The 16,846-nt window shown below is 64.2% G+C and carries 16 protein-coding genes and 1 riboswitch; of the genes, 8 read left to right on the top strand and 8 right to left on the bottom strand.

The annotated features are described in order from the left end of the window. Window positions 1-135 precede the first annotated feature (135 nt). Window positions 136-2,064, bottom strand: coding sequence for an asparagine synthase (glutamine-hydrolyzing) (gene asnB, locus AB0366_RS21735; RefSeq protein WP_121869587.1), 1,929 nt, complete (start codon window positions 2,062-2,064; stop codon window positions 136-138). A gap of 224 nt (window positions 2,065-2,288) precedes the next feature. Between asnB and AB0366_RS21730 the strand changes: the two genes are divergently transcribed. After that, on the top strand, window positions 2,289-3,368 hold the full coding sequence (locus tag AB0366_RS21730) for a cytochrome c oxidase subunit II (RefSeq protein WP_183130390.1): 1,080 nt from the start codon (window positions 2,289-2,291) through the stop codon (window positions 3,366-3,368). Between the two features lie 18 nt (window positions 3,369-3,386). Beyond that, window positions 3,387-3,803, top strand: a complete 417-nt coding sequence (locus tag AB0366_RS21725; protein ID WP_121869588.1) for a cytochrome c oxidase subunit 4 — start codon at window positions 3,387-3,389, stop codon at window positions 3,801-3,803. A gap of 133 nt (window positions 3,804-3,936) precedes the next feature. On the opposite strand, the gene AB0366_RS21720 is transcribed toward AB0366_RS21725, so the two are convergent. The 5 genes from AB0366_RS21720 to AB0366_RS21700 all read right to left on the bottom strand — a co-directional run bounded on the left by AB0366_RS21720 (window position 3,937) and on the right by AB0366_RS21700 (window position 8,934). Beyond that, window positions 3,937-4,212, bottom strand: coding sequence for a helix-turn-helix transcriptional regulator (locus AB0366_RS21720; protein WP_121869589.1), 276 nt, complete (start codon window positions 4,210-4,212; stop codon window positions 3,937-3,939). A 231-nt stretch (window positions 4,213-4,443) separates the two neighbouring features. Further along, the gene (locus AB0366_RS21715; RefSeq protein WP_366245756.1) at window positions 4,444-6,186 is read right to left on the bottom strand and encodes a cytochrome bc complex cytochrome b subunit; all 1,743 of its coding nucleotides are present in this window, start codon (window positions 6,184-6,186) and stop codon (window positions 4,444-4,446) included. Continuing rightward, window positions 6,183-7,394: a ubiquinol-cytochrome c reductase iron-sulfur subunit gene (locus AB0366_RS21710; protein ID WP_366245754.1), complete on the bottom strand. Its 1,212-nt coding sequence runs from the start codon at window positions 7,392-7,394 to the stop codon at window positions 6,183-6,185. The genes AB0366_RS21715 and AB0366_RS21710 overlap by 4 nt, the downstream gene beginning before the upstream one ends. Beyond that, entirely contained in the window at window positions 7,391-8,239 is an 849-nt protein-coding gene (locus AB0366_RS21705; RefSeq protein ID WP_121869591.1) for a cytochrome c, read from the bottom strand. The genes AB0366_RS21710 and AB0366_RS21705 overlap by 4 nt, the downstream gene beginning before the upstream one ends. Window positions 8,240-8,322: 83 nt before the next feature. Then, on the bottom strand, window positions 8,323-8,934 hold the full coding sequence (locus AB0366_RS21700; RefSeq protein WP_094612701.1) for a heme-copper oxidase subunit III: 612 nt from the start codon (window positions 8,932-8,934) through the stop codon (window positions 8,323-8,325). Window positions 8,935-9,085: 151 nt separating this feature from the next. Between AB0366_RS21700 and AB0366_RS21695 the strand changes: the two genes are divergently transcribed. Beyond that, a complete protein-coding gene (locus AB0366_RS21695; protein ID WP_366245753.1) occupies window positions 9,086-9,562 on the top strand; it encodes a hypothetical protein in 477 nt (158 codons plus the stop codon). Between the two features lie 51 nt (window positions 9,563-9,613). Further along, window positions 9,614-10,675 (top strand): anthranilate phosphoribosyltransferase, encoded by a 1,062-nt coding sequence (trpD, locus tag AB0366_RS21690; protein WP_121869593.1) that lies wholly within the window; start codon window positions 9,614-9,616, stop codon window positions 10,673-10,675. 27 nt (window positions 10,676-10,702) lie between these two features. Here the strand turns inward: trpD and AB0366_RS21685 are convergent, their stop codons facing one another. Together AB0366_RS21685 and AB0366_RS21680 are read right to left on the bottom strand one after the other, a co-directional pair. Continuing rightward, on the bottom strand, window positions 10,703-10,978 hold the full coding sequence (locus AB0366_RS21685; RefSeq protein WP_121869594.1) for an Lrp/AsnC ligand binding domain-containing protein: 276 nt from the start codon (window positions 10,976-10,978) through the stop codon (window positions 10,703-10,705). A 53-nt stretch (window positions 10,979-11,031) separates the two neighbouring features. Continuing rightward, window positions 11,032-12,798 (bottom strand): DEDD exonuclease domain-containing protein, encoded by a 1,767-nt coding sequence (locus AB0366_RS21680; RefSeq protein WP_366245751.1) that lies wholly within the window; start codon window positions 12,796-12,798, stop codon window positions 11,032-11,034. Window positions 12,799-12,945: 147 nt separating this feature from the next. Here AB0366_RS21680 and AB0366_RS21675 point away from each other — a divergent pair, with 147 nt between their 5' ends. From AB0366_RS21675 to AB0366_RS21660, 4 genes are all read left to right on the top strand, one after another. Next, window positions 12,946-13,227 carry a hypothetical protein gene (locus AB0366_RS21675; protein ID WP_094612697.1) on the top strand — a complete coding sequence of 94 codons (282 nt, stop codon included), beginning with the start codon at window positions 12,946-12,948 and terminating at the stop codon, window positions 13,225-13,227. Window positions 13,228-13,342: 115 nt separating this feature from the next. After that, window positions 13,343-13,504, top strand: a riboswitch (cyclic di-AMP (ydaO/yuaA leader). Between the two features lie 18 nt (window positions 13,505-13,522). Next, the gene (locus AB0366_RS21670) at window positions 13,523-14,077 is read left to right on the top strand and encodes a C40 family peptidase (RefSeq protein WP_366245750.1); all 555 of its coding nucleotides are present in this window, start codon (window positions 13,523-13,525) and stop codon (window positions 14,075-14,077) included. Between the two features lie 383 nt (window positions 14,078-14,460). Continuing rightward, window positions 14,461-15,447: a C40 family peptidase gene (locus AB0366_RS21665; protein WP_121872347.1), complete on the top strand. Its 987-nt coding sequence runs from the start codon at window positions 14,461-14,463 to the stop codon at window positions 15,445-15,447. A gap of 31 nt (window positions 15,448-15,478) precedes the next feature. Then, window positions 15,479-16,831 carry a hypothetical protein gene (locus tag AB0366_RS21660; RefSeq protein ID WP_366245749.1) on the top strand — a complete coding sequence of 451 codons (1,353 nt, stop codon included), beginning with the start codon at window positions 15,479-15,481 and terminating at the stop codon, window positions 16,829-16,831. The last annotated feature ends 15 nt before the right edge of the window (window positions 16,832-16,846 follow it).

Here is a 16,846-nt window from a genome sequence, read left to right as displayed (position 1 = left end):
TACGCCTCGACGGCCTGAGCCCGGTGCGATACCGAGCGCAGGCCCTCGCGGCCTAGGATTTCTATTAACGGTCCAACCCACGGGGTCCAGTGCAACTGGAATCCACATTGATCCCGGGGGAGACGGGCGTACCGGTCAGATGTTGACCGGGTACTCCGGTTCGGCGATCTGCGGCACGATGCGCTTCTCGACGAAGATCCCGTGCCACACCATGAAGATCAGCAGCGTCCACAGTCGACGGCTGTGATCGGACTTGCCGGCGCGGTGGTCGTCGAGCATGGCGACGACGGCGGCCTTGTTCAGCAGGTGATCGGTCTGCGAATCGGCGATCTGCTGGTGCGCCCAGTCGAAGAGTTCCGTGCCACGCAGCCAATGGCGCAGTGGCACAGGGAATCCCAGCTTGGCGCGATGCAGTACATGACCGGGAACGATTCCCTCGAGTGCCTGACGCAGAGCGTACTTGGTGGTGCTCTTGGTGATCTTCTGCTCGAGCGGGAGCTTCTCGGCGACCTTGTAAACCTCGGAGTCCAGGAACGGGACTCGCAGCTCGAGTGAGTTCGCCATGGTGATCTTGTCTGCCTTGACCAGAATGTCGCCGCGCAACCAGGTGAACAGATCCAGGTGCTGCATACGAGCCACCGGATCCCATCCCTGCGACTGCGCGTAGATCGGCGCGGTGACGTCCTGATGGGTCCACTCGGATCGGAACTCGCGCAACACCGAACGCAACTGCGCGTCGTTGAAGCTGCGAGCGTTGCCGTAGTACCGCTCTTCGAGAGTCATCGACCCACGGTTGAGCAGGCTCTTGCCGCGCGTGCCCTCCGGGATTCGCTCGCTCAACGAGCCGGCCGCACGTCGAAGGAAGGCGGGAAGCGACTCGAACGGCTTCAACGACAGCGGTTCGCGGTAGATGGTGTAGCCGCCGAACAACTCGTCCGCACCTTCACCGGAGAGCACGACCTTCACGTGCTTGCGTGCTTCCTTGGCGACGAAGTACAGCGGCACCAACGCGGGGTCGGCCACAGGATCGTCCAGATACCAGACGATCTCGGGGATGGACGCTGCGAACTCTTCGGGCCCGACGACCTTCACGATGTGCCGGGCACCGATGGCGGCCGCCGACTCCGCTGCCACGTCGACCTCGGAGTAGCCCTCGCGCTCGAATCCGGTGGTGAACGTGATCAGGTCGGGATTGTGACGAATCGCCAGAGCCGCGATGGCCGTCGAATCGATGCCGCCGGAGAGAAACGAGCCGACGGTGACGTCGGCGCGCATGTGTTTGGCAACCGAGTCCTCTAGTGCCTCGGCGATCTCCTGGTAGCGCGCCTTCTCGCTGCCGGGCGCGAAGGGCTGCACCGGAAACTTCGGTGTGAAGTACCGGGTGACCTTCGCCGGTGTACCGGGGGACAGGGTGGCATAGCAGCCGGATTCGAGCCGACGAACGCCTGCGTGCAGGGTTTCGGGCTCGGGGACGTACTGCAGCACGGTGTAGTGCTCGATGGCGCGCGGGTCGAGATCTGTGTCGACTCCGAGCAGCTCCATCAGCTCGAGCACGCTCTTCTTCTCACTACCGAACGCGGTGCCGCCAGGCCCGGTGGCCAGGAACAGCGGCTTGATGCCGAAGGGATCGCGGGCGATGAACATCTCGCGGGTCTCGGTGTCCCAGACGGCGAATGCGAACATGCCTCGCAGTCGCTGTACTGCAGCAGGGCCCCAGTAGTGGAACGCCGCGACGATCGACTCGCTGTCACCCTCGGTGGTGAACTCGGCACCGTGGTCGCGAGCCAGTTCGGCACGCAGTTCCAGATAGTTGTAGATCTCGCCGTTGAAGACGAGTGCGTACCGGTTCGGGGACTCGGGCGGACCCCAACGCATCGGCTGATGGGAGTGTTCGATGTCGATGAAGGACAACCGATTGAAGCCGTAGACGACGTCGTCGTCATGCCAGGTGCCACCGGGCTCGTCCGGACCGCGGTGTCGCATGCAATGGGTCGCCGAAGCGACGAGTTCGACTCCGGCGGCGGTCGTTCCGTGAGACGTGAGTACTCCGAGCAGTCCACACACAGCGTCTGCTACCTCTTCTCGCAGTTGGGGACAGTGCAGGGGTCCTGGTCTCCGCGAGTGTCGTCAGCGGGACTGTAGATCAGGATCCGAGTATGCCGCAGACACGCTCGGACGTAGGTAACGACCCAAGGGTGGTTCTCCGGCGGCTTTGGTCTACGCTGCGTAGTACTCGGGCATCTCCATGTGGAAGCCCTTATTCTTCAGTGGTGGGCAATCAGGAAGGCGTGAACGTGGCGCAGAGTCGGATCCTTCGGCGAGCGGGGCTGACAGCATTTCTCGGTGTAGCCGCGTTGATGCTGTCGGGCTGTTCCATCAGCAGCGACAACGTACTCAATTTCGGTTTCGCCTCGGGCGTCACCCCTCAGGGGCGACGCATCGGCGACCTGTGGACGTGGTCGGTCATTGCAGCCCTGGTCATGGGCATCATCGTGTGGGTTCTCATCTTCTGGGTGGTGCTGTTCCACCGCAAGAAGAAGAGCTCACCGGAGTTCCCCCGCCAGACGGCCTACAACGTACCGCTCGAGCTGTTCTACACGGCGGTTCCGTTCGTGATCATCGCCGTGCTGTTCTACTTCACCGTCGTGGTGCAGAACTACGTCGACGAGAAGCAGGCCGATCCCGACGTCCAGGTCGACGTCACGGCGTACCAGTGGAACTGGAAGTTCGGGTACCGGACCATCGACCTCAAGGACGGTGCCGCGAAGTACGAGGGCACCGACGAGGAAGAGCAGGCTGCCGCCGAGGCCGCCGCCACCCCGGGTGAAGGTGCCGAGGGCAGCGAGGACGGCGAGTTCGTTCCAGGACCGATCAACGGAGCATCCACGCAGGATCTGTCGTACCTGCACTACAACAAGATCGAAACGGTCGGCTCCAGCGAAGAGATCCCGGTGCTGGTTCTGCCGACCGGCAAGCGCATCGAGTTCGTGCTCGCGTCCTCGGACGTCATCCACGGATTCTGGGTTCCGGAATTCCTGTTCAAGCGTGACGTTCTCCCGAACCCCGAGGAGAACCACTCCGACAACGTCTTCCAGATCAGCGAAATCGAACGCGAAGGCTCCTTCGTCGGACGGTGCACCGAGATGTGTGGCACCTTCCACTCGATGATGAACTTCGAGGTTCGTGCCGTCTCTCCGGAGCGGTTCGAGCAGTACATCGAGCTTCGCAAGCCCCTGTCCGAAGGCGGAGAAGCGCTGACCAACGCGCAGGCACTCGAAGCCATCGGCGAGAGCCCCCTCGCAACGAGCACCGCGCCGTTCGCGACCGACCGCACCCTCCGAACAGCCGCTGTCGCTGAAGGCAACTGACCAAGGAAGCATGCTGATATGAAAATCGAAGCCAAGATCTTCGAAATCCTCACTGTCTTCTTCCTCCTGGTCGGCATCGTGTACACGTTGTTCACGGGCCTGAGCCGCACAGGAGTGGAGTGGGCAGGAGTCACCGCGATCTTCCTGTCGGTGGGTCTGACACTGATCATCGGTACCTACTTCAGGTTCGTCGCCCGACGCCTCGACACACGTCCCGAGGACTTCGACGACGCCGAGGTGAGCGACGGTGCAGGCGACTTGGGCTTCTTCAGCCCCGGCAGCTTCTGGCCGATCGTGCTGGCAGCCTTCGCAGCCGTCACCGCCATCGGCTTCGCCTTCTTCCAGCCGTGGCTCATCGCGCTGGGCGTCGTGTGCGTCATCGTTGCGGCGGCAGGTTTGGTCTTCGAGTACCACGTAGGTGCCGAGCGCCACTGACTCCACCAGTTGCACCCGAAAAGGGCCCCGGTCGTTCTCACGAGCGACCGGGGCCCTTTTCTGCTGTATGGACCACGGGCCGACGGAATGGCCGACTCACGGCGCTGTGAGGTGAACGGGAGAGGTGGGGCCCTCAGGAGACGTCGGCCTCCGAGTGGGGCCGAACGGAGCTGGACGTCGAATCGGCAAGCGAATCGAGAGAGATGTTCAGCGCACCGCACAACGCGGCGACGGTGAAGAATGCAGGCGTCGGAATTCGGCCGGTCTCGATCTTCCGCAGAGTTTCGACCGAGATGCCGGCCGTATCGGCGACGTCGGTCATGGTTCGGCCACCACGGGCATGACGGAGAGCAGAGCCGAGCCTGGCACCTCGGGCGAGTTCGCCGGGGGTGAGGGGAATACGGACCATGAGACCGATAGTAATACCGGTTGTCGCGAACCCCTGAGCCGAGATCGGTCGATACACCGGGCGGGTCATCCGCCGGTGGGGGAGGGGAGGGGCCGTCAGGTCTTCCCGCCCACGTGGAGCCGTACTGCCCCAGAGGGTTCGCGAGGGGTCGACCCCGGAATGATGTTCGTAGACAAGAAAAGAGGGCGACACCGTTGCCGGTGTCGCCCTCTTTTCGGACTCTGTCAGATGTCAGCGTTCTCTGTCGTTGTCGCTTCGGCCCGAAGCGATTGCAGTGTCCTCGTCCGAGTGGAGTCCATTGCCGTTGCCGTTCGAGTGGCCGTTGCCGTTCGAGTGACCGTTACCGTTCGCGTGGCCATTACCGTGAATGCCCGCCTGGTAGTTGCGGAGCATCGTGAGCTGCTCGTGTTCGCCCTTGTGAAGGGCGTCTTCGAGAGCCTTGCTCTGTGCCACCGGATCCGGACTGAACAGCGATCCCGAGCCGGGCTTTCCGGCCGAGCCGAGCTTGTTCATCTTCTTGGGAACGGGTGCGCCCTGGTAATCGAGGGGGATCGGGTGTCCGTGATCGTCGACCGGTCCGAGCGGCTGGTGGATTTCCACGTACTGGCCGTGCGGGAGTCGCTTGATGATTCCGGTTTCGATGCCGTGCTCGAGAACTGCCCGGTCACTGCGCTGCAAGCCGATGCAGAATCGGTATGCGATGAAGTACGCGAGCGGAGGCATGGTGAGAATTCCGATACGACCGATCCACGTCATCGCGTTGAGCGAGATGTCGAACTTGTACGCGATGAGGTCGTTGATGCACGAGAGCGTGAGGATCACGTAGAACGTGAGAGCCATCGCGCCGATCGCGGTACGCACCGGAACGTCGCGGGGACGCTGCAGCAGGTTGTGATGCGCAGTGTCTCCGGTGAGACGCTTCTCGATCCACGGGTAGGCGATCATCACGGCGAAGACGAGACCCATGATCACGGCCACCCAGAACACTGCTGGGATCGTGTAGCGGCCGGCGATGTATATCTCCCAGGCAGGCCACAGTCGCGCCATACCGTCGGTCCACATCAGATAGAAGTCGGGCTGAACACCTGCCGACACTTGCGACGGGTTGTACGGTCCGAGATTCCAGATCGGGTTGATCTGAAGCAGTCCGCCCATTGCTGCCAGCACACCGAAGGTGACGGCGAAGAAGGCACCGGACTTGACTGCGAAGACCGGGAGAATACGAACGCCGACGACGTTCTGCTCTGTGCGGCCGGGTCCGGGGAACTGGGTGTGCTTCTGGTACCAGACCAGGGCCAGGTGGGCTGCGATCAGCGCCAGAATGATGGCCGGTAGAAGAAGAACGTGAGCGACGTACAGGCGCGGGATGATGATCGTGCCGGGGAAGTCGCCGTCGAAGATGAGCCAGTGCATCCACGTACCGATGATCGGGATGCTCATCGTGATGCCACCGAGAGCTGCGCGGAGGCCGGTGCCGGAGAGCAGATCGTCGGGGAGCGAGTAGCCGAAGAAGCCCTCGAACATCGCGAGGATGAGCAGCAGGCAGCCGATGACCCAGTTGGCCTCACGCGGGCGACGGAACGCGCCGGTGAAGAAGATGCGCATCATGTGCACGATGATCGAGGCCGCGAACATCAGGGCGGCCCAGTGGTGAATCTGCCGCATGAACAGACCGCCGCGAACCTCGAACGTGATGTCGAGAGCGGTCGCGTATGCCTTGGACATCGTCACGCCGTTGAGCGGGGTGTACGCACCTTCGTACACGACCTCGCTGAGCGACGGATCGAAGAACAGGGTGAGGAACACGCCCGAGATCAGCAGGATGACGAAGCTGTACAGCGCGATCTCACCGAGCAGGAACGACCAGTGGGTGGGGAACACCTTGTTGATCTGGCGTCGCAGTCCAGGTGCCAGGTGATAGCGACTGTCTACGCCGTCGGCCTGCTTGGCGGCGAGGGTTTGCAATGTACTCATGAGTCACGCTCCGGACGACGTTCCCAGAAGGCGGGTCCCAGTGCTTCGGTGAAGTCTCCCGAAGCGACGAGGAATCCCTCTTCGTTGACAGTGATGGGAAGTTGGGGCAGCGCACGCGCAGCCGGTCCGAAGATCGGCTTGCCGTACTCGAGCGCGTTGAACTGCGACTGGTGGCAAGGGCACAGAATTCGGTTGGTCTGCTGCTCGTACAACGATGTCGGGCAACCCAGGTGCGTGCAGATCTTGGAGTAGGCGAAGTAATCGCCGTAATTGAAGCTTTCCTGGCCCTTGCGTTTGACGACCGTGCTGGCGTCGTCCGAGCGAAGGCGGATGAGCATGACCGAGTTACGAATTCCACGCAGAGAAACGAGCAGATCGTGCTCGCTCTCGCGGTCCGCTTCACGGAACGGGAATACGGTCTCCATGGCACCAGCGTCCAAGTCCTCGGGCCGAACGAGAACGACATCTTCCGGTCGCCCGGTGTCTCGTCGGAGGTAGATGGTCTCTCCATCGTAGCGAGGAGTCCAACCGGATACCCACAACGGCGAATCTTCGCCCTTGGCCCAGGGGTTCTTGATCAGTCCGCCGAGGGGAAGCAGTGCCATGATGCCCAGCGCGCCGCCGCCGAAGTAGAGCGAGCGCTTGATCACCTTGCGACGACCGATGGTCGACGTGTCGAGGGAGTCGCCGAGCTGCGCCACGAGCGTCTTGCGGTCCGTCTCCGACGAACCGCCGTCGTGACGGTCCTGGATGGAGACCTCTTCGGGGATGAACTTCTTGGTGAACTGCACCGCACCGATACCGACGGCGAGGATCGCCAGGCCCATCGTTCCGCCGATGAGCGGGGTGTACAGCGAGTACGCGATGTAGTTCTCTTCGCCGATACCGGCGTACTGCCACGGCCAGAACAGGTAGATGCCGATGAAAGCGACTGCGGCGAGGCCGGCGATCGCGAACCAGATCGCGACGCTGCGCTCGGCACGCTTCTCGGCGCGAGTACCTTCCACAGCCCAACGGTTACGGCGGAAAGCGACGTCGACACCGTCGAGGTTGGTGCCGAGTTTGACCAGGTCGTCGCGGCTGAGCGCGGCGAGTTCCTCGTCGGTGTACTTCTTGTCCGCGTTCACGCCCTCGGCGCCGGGTGCGTCCTTGCGTCCGGCTTCGTCGTCGTTGTTCGCGTCCTTACGGCCGGAATCGCCGTCGGTCATGATCTAGCTCCGATCCACAAAGTTGCTCCGACGACGGCGATGATGCCGACCGTCCAGATAGCGATCATCTCGGTACCGGGACCGAATCCGCCGATGCTCCAACCGCCTGCGGGCAGCGTCTCGGTGGACGACTTGATGTAGGCGATGATGTCCGACTTCTCTTCCAGCGTCAGCTGGCGATCGGAGAACTTCGGCATGTTCTGCGGACCGGTGACCATCGCGGTGTAGATCTCCTGCTCGTTCGCGGGTCCGAGCGGGGGTGCGAACTTGCCCGAGGAGAGAGCTCCGCCGAGGCCGGTGAAGTTGTGGCAGGAGGCGCAGTTGAGACGGAACAACTCGCTTCCGCGTCCGATGTCGTTGCCGCGCAGCGACTCCTGAGCGATCTCGCCGTTCTCGTCGAGGAGCACCGTCGGTCCGCCACCGTTGGCCTGGATATAGGCACCGAGGGCGTCGATCTGCTTGTCGTCGAACTTCGGTGGCTTGCGGATCGCCTGTGCCTCGTTGCGAACGGCAGGCATACGACCACTCGACACCTGGAAGTACACGGCCGCTTCGCCGACGCCGATGAGGCTCGGTCCGCGATCCTGAACACCCTGCAGGTTGGCACCGTGGCACGTGACGCAGGACGTGTCGTAGAGCTGCTTGCCCTCGCGGATCAGCGCTGCCGAATCGGTATCGGCGGTCGCGACCTGCGGAGTCGGCGTCAGAGCCGAAGCGAGGAATCCTGCGCTCAGAAGGCCCATCATCAGAACGAGCGCACCGGTGATGCGTCGGCGCGTCTTACGCTGCCGTCTCGTCTTGGAGGCGGCGTTGTCGTCGGATGCTGCTGGGGGAGATGAACTCATCTTCTATCCCTTGTCGTGTCGGGACGGACCGAACGTCGGGGGCTGAATCCGGTCGCTCGTTATCTTTGGCGTGCTGACTGTCACTAGCGGATGAAGTAGATAGTTGCGAAGAGGGCAATCCAGACGATGTCGACGAAGTGCCAGTAGTACGAAACGACGATGGCGGCGGTGGCCTGCGCGGGCGTGAACTTGCTGACCAGAGTTCTGGTGATCAGGAAGACGAAGGCGATGAGTCCGCCGATCACGTGCAGTCCGTGGAAGCCGGTCGTGATGTAGAAGACCGAGCCGTACACGCTGCTCGAGATCGTCGTGCCCTCGTGGACCATGTGGTAGTACTCGTACGCCTGGCCGGCCACGAAGAACGTGCCCATCACCAGAGTGATGATGTACCAGCGGCGCAGTCCGAAGACGTCACCTCGCTCGGCGGCGAACACACCCAGCTGGCAGGTGAACGACGATGCGATCAGCACCGCAGTCACCGGCACAGCGAGAGCGAGGTTCAGCTCCGTCGGCTCCGGCGGCCAGATTCCATTCGCTTGGGCGCGTGCGACGAAGTACATCGCAAACAGCCCGGCGAAGAACATGAGTTCACTCGACAGCCACACGATCGTGCCGACGCTGACCATATTGGGACGGTTCAGCGAGTGCACGCGTTGGGTGATTGCCGATCCTTGAGTCCCTACAGCGCTCGTCACAAAGAGAAGTATGACCCGTCGTAGTACGGAAGGCATATCCGGGTCCGCTCTTGGCGCGTCGCGTCGGAACGAATCCGGGTGCGTCCTTGTTCCCGTGCTGGTCAGAGGACCTGTACGGGCCGGTAGGGTCCAGTCGTGCAAGGCTGGCCTCATGGCAAAGCGCACCGAGGGTGGATGGTTTCGGAGACTGTTCTCGCGATCGACGGTAGAACCTCTGGACCCCGCCCGCGACGACCTCGTGACAGTGGCGAGTTGCTTCGACGATGCACAGGCATGTTCGGCCGTGCTCGATGAAGCAGCGAGGACCCAGCCGGCGTGGACGGAAGCGGCAGACGTGGTGCTCCGCCATCATCTGGTGTTGCCCTCCAACCAAGTCGAGGACGCTGCGGCGGTTGCGGCTCAGGACGGCTACGAAGTGGGACCGGCCGCCGAACTACCGGAGAGCACCGGCTACCGCCCTCGGGTGGACGACGGTGTGCCTCTGGTTCTGCAACGGGTTCAAGTGCTCGACGCCTTGCACTGCTCGCAGGAGCGTTCTCGCATGGCGGGCCTCGCCCAGCGTCGAGGGGGAGCCGTGCTCGGGTGGGACGCACTGCAGCCCGCACAGCCCGACGCGGCGTCTGGCTAAGCTTCCACGGCACCGAGTGCATCGACGGCAGAAGGGCACGGCAGAACCACCATGACCGCAGCGATCAGCGACGAACAGCCGCGTACCTGGCGTCGAATTCTCGGCGCGTTGACGACGCACACCGACCTGTCCAGCGCCGACACCGGCTGGGCCATGGACGAGATCATGGCCGACAATGCGAGCGCCGCCCAGATCGCTGCCTTCGGGGTCGCACTCAGGATGAAAGGGCCGACTCCGGCCGAGGTGAGCGGTCTGGCCGAGTCCATGCTCGCGCATGCGGTGCTGGTGGATACCGACACCGACGCCGTCGACGTCGTGGGCACCGGAGGTGACGGGGCAGACACCGTCAACATCTCCACGATGGCCGCGATCGTCGTGGCCGCCAGCGGGGTGCGAGTGGTCAAGCACGGCAACCGCGCAGCGTCGTCCAAGAGCGGCACGACCGATGTCCTCGAAGCACTGGGTGTGCGGGTGACTCTCGGAGCCGACGCGGTCGCGTCGAGCGTCGAACAGGTCGGTATCGGATTCTGCTTCGCGCCGATCCACCATCCTGCACTGCGCTTCGCCGCGGCACCGCGCAAAGAGATCGGCATCCCGACGGTGTTCAACGTGCTGGGGCCACTGACCAACCCCGGCCGCCCGCGCGCAGGCCTGATCGGCTGCGCGTTCGAGAGTCTGGCTCCCGTGATGGCGGACGTGTTCGCCGGACGCGGCAGCTCGGTCCTGGTCGTCCGCGGCGACGACGGACTGGACGAGATCACCCTGTCCACCACCACGACCGTGCACGTGGTGTCCGGTGGTTCGGTGACCGTCGAGACGATCGACCCCCTCGATTACGGCATCGCCCGAGCGCCCATCGAAGCACTCAGAGGCGGAGACGCAGAATTCAACGCGGCCGTGGCGCACCGCGTGTTCGCCGGTGAGCACGGCCCCGTCCGCGACGCAGTACTGCTCAATGCCGCCGCAGCGATGGCAGCGCACCATGGCGTGTCCGACGACCTCCACGCCCGGATCGAAGCCGGATTGGCCACTGCCGCAAAGGCAGTCGATTCAGGCGCGGCAGCACGGTTACTCGCCGACTGGGGTCGGTGCACCACCGAACTCGCCGACTGACACCTCACCGACCGACACAGAGCGCGCCTACTCGCCTATCGAGAACCCCGCATCGACATCGGAACTCGAATAGGACTGGAACGCAATGTGAGTGGTGGTGCTGCGTACACCCCGCACACGATTGATGTGCTTGGTGATGACCTCTGCGATCGAAGCATGATCGCGAACCTTGACGATGGCGATCAAATCGACATCCCCAGCACACGAATAGACCTCCGACACCCCGTCGACATCGGCAACGGCCTGGGCCGCCTCCGGAATCAAGTCGGCCTCGGCGTCGATCAAGACGATGGCATTGATCATCTGTGCTCCTCAAGCATCTCGAGCTCGGTGTCCGACGCGAGCTACCCCAGACCCTAGTGGCTGCCATTCCCCGAGAGCTGCTCCACAGGCTCCACTCCTGCCCTGAATGGTCGTTCCGCAGGCTCCACTCCTGCCCTCGCTGCTTCTCTCGCCGTCCGACACCACGACTCCCACGAACCCGCCGACCGTGCCGGGCTGCAGTACCCACTGCTCGTCCGCACGATCCGGACTCCGTCCGTGCGCAGCCAGGCCGCGATCAGTCCCACTTCCTCCGGCGGCGCGCCGCGAAGCGGGGTCGTATCGGGCAGCACCGTTTCGGCCGACGCGGTGATGGCGTCGACAACGGGCATCGGATGCACTCCGCGCGGTGCGACGGCAGCGCCGGCCAGACGGCCGAAGCGCACCACGATCAACTCCCACCCGCCGTCGGCCGTCCGCTTCGCCGCAACGAGTTCGGCAATGGCGGCCACCGCTGCCGATCGGTGCATCCTGCGCAGTGCATCGACGGTGATCGCGATTCGATCGCGCAGACGAGCAGCCGTCTCGTACAGCTCCTTGTCCGCGAGCTCGGCGACGCGGCGGCGCATGGAATAGAGAACGGCGTCGTCCTGACCGCACACGAGCGCGAGAAACTGCGTCGGGGCATCCGAGTACTCGTCGGCCGTCAACGGGCCGGACAGAGCCGCAGGGCAGCCTCCGACGTCGATTGCCGGGCAGTGGTCACCGTGACGAACCGAGCGAGCCAGACGGCGCGTGCACGTTCGTAGGCGGCAGAACTCCGCGACGAGCGCCGCGGCCTCTGCGGCGTCGCCGCGAACCGAGAACGGTCCGAGACTGTTCGGTGCCGGTGTGCGAACGATCGACAGGCGAGGGAACGCCTCGTCGGTCAGCGTGATCCACCACCCCTTCCTGGGGAACTTCGAGCGGCGGTTGTACGGCGGAACGTGCGCCGAGAGCAGGCGTAGCTCGCGGACCCCGGCCTCGAGCGCGTGCGCACACTCGACGTGGTCGACGCGGGTGGCCAGTGCGACCATCTCCTTCATCCGGCCTCTCGTCTCCGAGCCGGTGAAGTAGTTGCGCACGCGTCGCTTGAGGTTGTTGGACGTACCGACGTAGAGGACCTCGTCGGACGGGCCGCGGAACAGATAGACGCCGGGCGTACCGGGAAGATGAGCAGCCAGCCCACGTTTGGCGCGCTGGCCGGCCGACACCGCGGGAAGGTAGTCGACCAACTCGGCGTAGCTGTGAACCCCCTGATTGCCCACCCGTTCGATGAGGCCGTGCAGGACGTCGACGGTCGCCCGGGCGTCGTCGAGTGCGCGGTGGGTCGGCCTGGTGCCGGATCGGAACAGAGTCGAGAGTGCGGACAGCTTCACCGACGGGGCTTCGTCGCGGGTCAGAACTCGACGAGCCAGCTTGACCGTGCACAGCACCTGAAACCGTGGCCACGCAATGTCGAGACGACTTGCGGCGGCCTTGAGGAATCCCGTGTCGAAGCCGGCGTTGTGTGCCACCAGCACCGAACCTCGGGCGAATTCGAGGAAACCGGGGAGAACCCGCTCGATGCGCGGCGCGCCGATGAGCATCGCCGATGTGATGCCGGTCAGCTCCACGATGTACGGCGGGATGGACCTGCCCGGGTCGATCAGGGTGGCGAACTCACCGAGAATTTCGCCGCCTCGAACCTTGACTGCCCCGATTTCGGTGATGGCCTCGGTGTCTGCGCTGCCGCCGGTGGTCTCGAGGTCGACGACGACGAACGTGGTCTCGTGCAGCGGAGTATCGAGTTCGTCGAACGTCAGCTGGATGGGCAGGCTCACCGGGACGACGTTAGGGCCGACCTCCGACAAGAACGCGCATCGCGCCCTCGAACGTCGTCGTGTCACGAAACCTGTCGGTGCCCGACGTTATCTTTCGCTTCGTCGGCCGATTCGGCCGCCGGAAACCGCAAAGAGACAAGGATCACAATGATCATCGACTGCAGTGACTGCCTGGTCCGTGACATCGCCTGCGCGGACTGCGTCGTGACGGTGCTTCTGGGGGCTCCGGGGATGCCGTCGAGATCGGACGGGCGGTGGGTCGGACCGCCGTCTCGTATCACTCTCGAGCAGGAAGAACTCGGTGCCATGGGTGTGCTCGCCGATGTCGGTCTCGTGCCGACCCTCAAGCTCGTGGTGAACGACGACGACACCGCCGAGGTTCCGTTGTTATCGACTCGTGACACACCGGGAGATCAGCGCGCCGGCTAGCGAGAATCGAGCCGAATCCGCTCGCCTCGGCGAGTTGGGGTCGACACGGGGGTATGCCATTTCGTAACCTTCCTGAGACCTTGCGGAGTCTCGCCAATCCAAACCGGAGTGGCGTCGCAAGTCACCGCCTAATCGTTCACTCGCGAGAGTGTTCGTACCGGGAACCCGATATCTACTGGGGTGAATCCCGCTGAGCCACCACACGGTGGCCGGTGGGTAGGGCTGCTCTTCCCAGCCCGAACCCGTCAGCTAACTCGGTCGGCGGACGATAGGAAGAAACGGAGCACCATCTTTCGTGGCGTCACAACTTTCCAACCGATCATTGCGGCGAGTCCTCGTAGCCGGAGCGCTCACGGCAGGCGTGGTCATCCTTCCCGCTGCACCCGCAATGGCGGCCCCCCTCACCATTCCCGGCGTCGGAACCTTCGAGATTCCTGACATCCCGGGCCTCCCTCCCCTCAACATTCCGGGTGCGCCTGCACCGGGTGCGCCATTGGCACCGCAGGTCACCCCGGCAGCGAAGGCCGTTCAGGCCGCAGAATCCAAGATCGGAGCACCGTATGTGTACGGCGCTTCGGGTCCGGATTCGTTCGACTGCTCGGGGCTGATTCAGTGGGCCTACAAGCAGGCCGGCGTCAGCCTGCCCCGTACGAGCTACGACCAGGCAGCCGCGGGCACTCCGGTCTCGCGCGACAGCCTGGCCCCCGGTGACGTCGTCTCGTTCTACGACGGCTCGCACTCGGGCATGTACATCGGCAACGGCAACGTTGTGCACGCATCCACCTCCGGTGTGCCGGTCAAGGTCGCGCCCGTCGACTCGATGCCGTTCGACGGTGCTCGCCGTTACTGACTCGAGCAACCGACGTTCGTTGTGAACCGACCGACAGGGTCGAGCCGTGTATCGGCTCGACCCTGTCGTCGTATCCGGACACGGACCGCGCGACACGCCGGTCCGGTGGACAGGGAAGCATCCAGTTCGTAATCTGATCGAGACCTGGTCGATGTTTACTTTGTGACCTGTCACCTAGAACCCCCATCGATTTCGGACCGTGTTCACGTCCGCGCCCGTAAGAGCATGGGTATGGTTCGTTTTCGGTCTACTTTTCAAGCCGTTGCCTCGGACGAGGTGACATGTGTGAGGACGGAGAGTCGCTTTCCGTGGCGATATCGAGATCTACCCGTGCGTTGCGGCTTGCCCGCAATTCGGCGGTTGCTGTCGCACTGACCGCATGCATGGCCGTGGTGCCGATGACGCCGGCGACCGCACAGCCGGGATTCGACTCCGCGTCCGACGCGCAGACCGAGCTCGCCGAGCTTTCTCGCCAGTCCGAACAGACCACCGAATCTCTGCACAATGCTCAGATCGATCTCGACGCCAAGAACCAGCAGCAACTCGACGCACAGGTCGCCGTCGACCAGAGCCGTGCAGCCCTGGACGCAGCGCAAGCGCAGTTGGCGCAGCTCAAACCGGCCATGGACAAGGTTGCCAACGTCAACTATCAGGGTGCGCGGACCAACCGACTGTTCGCCGTCATGGTCAGCGACTCGCCACAGCAGTTGCTCGACCAGATGTCGGCACTGGACGTGATCTCTGCGGAGACCGCCGACCAGGTCGCTCGATTCAAGCAGGCCAGCTCGGATGCAGTGACGGCCGAGCAGGCCGCAACGACGGCCGCAGACCAGGCACGCGTCGCCGCCGAACAGGCCAAGGCCGTCAGCGACGACCTTCAGGCCAAACAGAGCGAGCTGCAGGGTCAGATAGCCGAGGTCATGGCCGCCTACAGTGCGCTCTCGTCCTCGGAGCAACTGGCTCTGGCCGGTTCGGCCCTGCCCGACGGCTTCGACCCCTCGACGATTCTGCAGAACCTGACGCCAGGATCGGGGGCCAGCGCGTTGCAGGCCGGCCTGACGCAGATCGGCAAGCCGTACGTCTGGGGCGCAACCGGCCCGGATGGCTTCGACTGCTCCGGTTTGGTCGTCTGGGCGTACAAGCAGGTGGGCAAGACGTTGCCGCGGTCGAGCCAGGCGCAGGCAGCAGGCGGAACTCCGGTGGATCAGAAGGATCTGCAGCCGGGTGACGTCGTCCTGTTCTATCCGGACATCTCACACGTCGGTATCTACGCCGGAAACGGCAACGTGCTGCATGCCTCCACGTTCGGTGTTCCCGTGAAGGTGCAATCGATGGCCTCGTTCCCGTACTACGGGGCACGCCGATACTGAGGGTGTGTCTCGACGATCGACGAATGGCGGCATGAGCGCCTCCAACCGGCCATCCGGGTTGCATGTTCTCCTCCGATCGTCACGGTTGCGCTGGCTTGCAGTCGTGGTCGTCGTGGTCGTGGCCGCCTCGGTCGTCCTGATTCACCGATTCGACGGCACGTCCAGCACTGGGACCGCCGACGTGACAGCCGCTCCGAACCCGCCGACCTACGATCAGCAGCGCCGTGCCGATGTGACCGTTCTCCTCGACCAATGGGCGCGTGCGGTTCGCTCCGGCGATCTCGATGCACTGCGTGAATCGATGGATCCGCAGGCCGACCCCGACTTCGTGGAGGCACAGATGCGCCGGGCTGCGGTGGTGCCGGGCGTCCCCTTCTCCGAGTTCGGCTACGACCTGGGTGACGAGCCCGAAACTCCGGTTCCGCCGCCGATCGCCGAGGCGCTGGATGCCACCGATGTCTGGGCACCCCCTGTGTATCTGCGGTACGCGGTCACCGGGCCGGACGCATCGCCGACGCGTCGGCCGGTCTCACTCGTCGTCGCCGAGCGGGACGGTCGATGGCGGCTGGTCGACGATGCGGACCTGACCGAGTACCGCCGCCACACCTGGCGTGGGCCGTGGGATTTCGGTCCTTTGACCGTTCGTTCGGTGCCCACCGCGGCCGGGACATCGGTGGTCATGGGGCATCCGGACCGCGAGCAGTTCGTCGAGAGCCTCGCGGCCGAACTTCCGTCGGCAATCGCGGCCGTCACCGATTTCTGGGGAGACGACTGGGCGCGCGACGGGCTGGTGTTCGTCGCGTCCTCCGCGCAGGAGTTCGCCGAACTGACGGGGTCCGATCCGTCCACCGACGTGGCCGCGGTGACGGTGTCCGACGCGGTTGCGGGCGACGGCTCCCGTCCGACGGGTCAGCGGGTGGTGTTCGGTCCTGACGCCGCGACGCGGTTGACGCCGTTCACCGTGCGCTCGGTTCTGCGACACGAGTTGACCCATGTGGCGGCGAGGGCGCAGACGTCCGACGGTACGGAGTTGTGGGTGTCGGAGGGGTTCGCAGACTATTCCGGGTACCGAAATTCCGGTGCCGAGTTCGCGCAACTCGCGCCCACTCTCGCGGCGATCGTGGCGGCCGGTGGGCCGCCGACGGTGCTGCCGAAGAACGAGGATTTCGGTGCCGGGGGTGCCAGGTCGAGTGTGGCCTACGAATCGGCGTGGTCGGTGTTCGCATTCGTGGCCGATCGGTTCGGGGAGCCGACGCTGCGCACTCTGTACGAAGCGCTCGTGTCCGAGAGCTCCACCGACTCTGCCTTCGCGTCGGTGTTGGGGATGAGCCAGGCGCAATTCGTGGCCGCGTGGGGCGACTGGGTGGCTCTCCAGGCCCGCTGAGACGGGGCGCTACGG

The organism is Rhodococcus sp. NPDC076796 (assembly GCF_040702765.1).
GTDB lineage: Bacteria > Actinomycetota > Actinomycetes > Mycobacteriales > Mycobacteriaceae > Rhodococcoides.
This window is presented reverse-complemented; position numbering and strand designations above follow the sequence as displayed.

Bases quoted from the DNA above. Each gene is read 5' to 3' on its own strand.
- AB0366_RS21725 (WP_121869588.1), top strand. From the start codon at position 3,387: ATGAAAATCGAAGCCAAGATCTTCGAAATCCTCACTGTCTTCTTCCTC.
- AB0366_RS21720 (WP_121869589.1), bottom strand. From the start codon at position 4,212: ATGGTCCGTATTCCCCTCACCCCCGGCGAACTCGCCCGAGGTGCCAGG.
- AB0366_RS21715 (WP_366245756.1), bottom strand. From the start codon at position 6,186: ATGAGTACATTGCAAACCCTCGCCGCCAAGCAGGCCGACGGCGTAGAC.
- AB0366_RS21710 (WP_366245754.1), bottom strand. From the start codon at position 7,394: ATGACCGACGGCGATTCCGGCCGTAAGGACGCGAACAACGACGACGAA.
- AB0366_RS21705 (WP_121869591.1), bottom strand. From the start codon at position 8,239: ATGAGTTCATCTCCCCCAGCAGCATCCGACGACAACGCCGCCTCCAAG.
- AB0366_RS21695 (WP_366245753.1), top strand. From the start codon at position 9,086: ATGGCAAAGCGCACCGAGGGTGGATGGTTTCGGAGACTGTTCTCGCGA.
- trpD (WP_121869593.1), top strand. From the start codon at position 9,614: ATGACCGCAGCGATCAGCGACGAACAGCCGCGTACCTGGCGTCGAATT.
- AB0366_RS21685 (WP_121869594.1), bottom strand. From the start codon at position 10,978: ATGATCAATGCCATCGTCTTGATCGACGCCGAGGCCGACTTGATTCCG.
- AB0366_RS21675 (WP_094612697.1), top strand. From the start codon at position 12,946: ATGATCATCGACTGCAGTGACTGCCTGGTCCGTGACATCGCCTGCGCG.
- AB0366_RS21665 (WP_121872347.1), top strand. From the start codon at position 14,461: ATGGCCGTGGTGCCGATGACGCCGGCGACCGCACAGCCGGGATTCGAC.
- AB0366_RS21660 (WP_366245749.1), top strand. From the start codon at position 15,479: ATGAGCGCCTCCAACCGGCCATCCGGGTTGCATGTTCTCCTCCGATCG.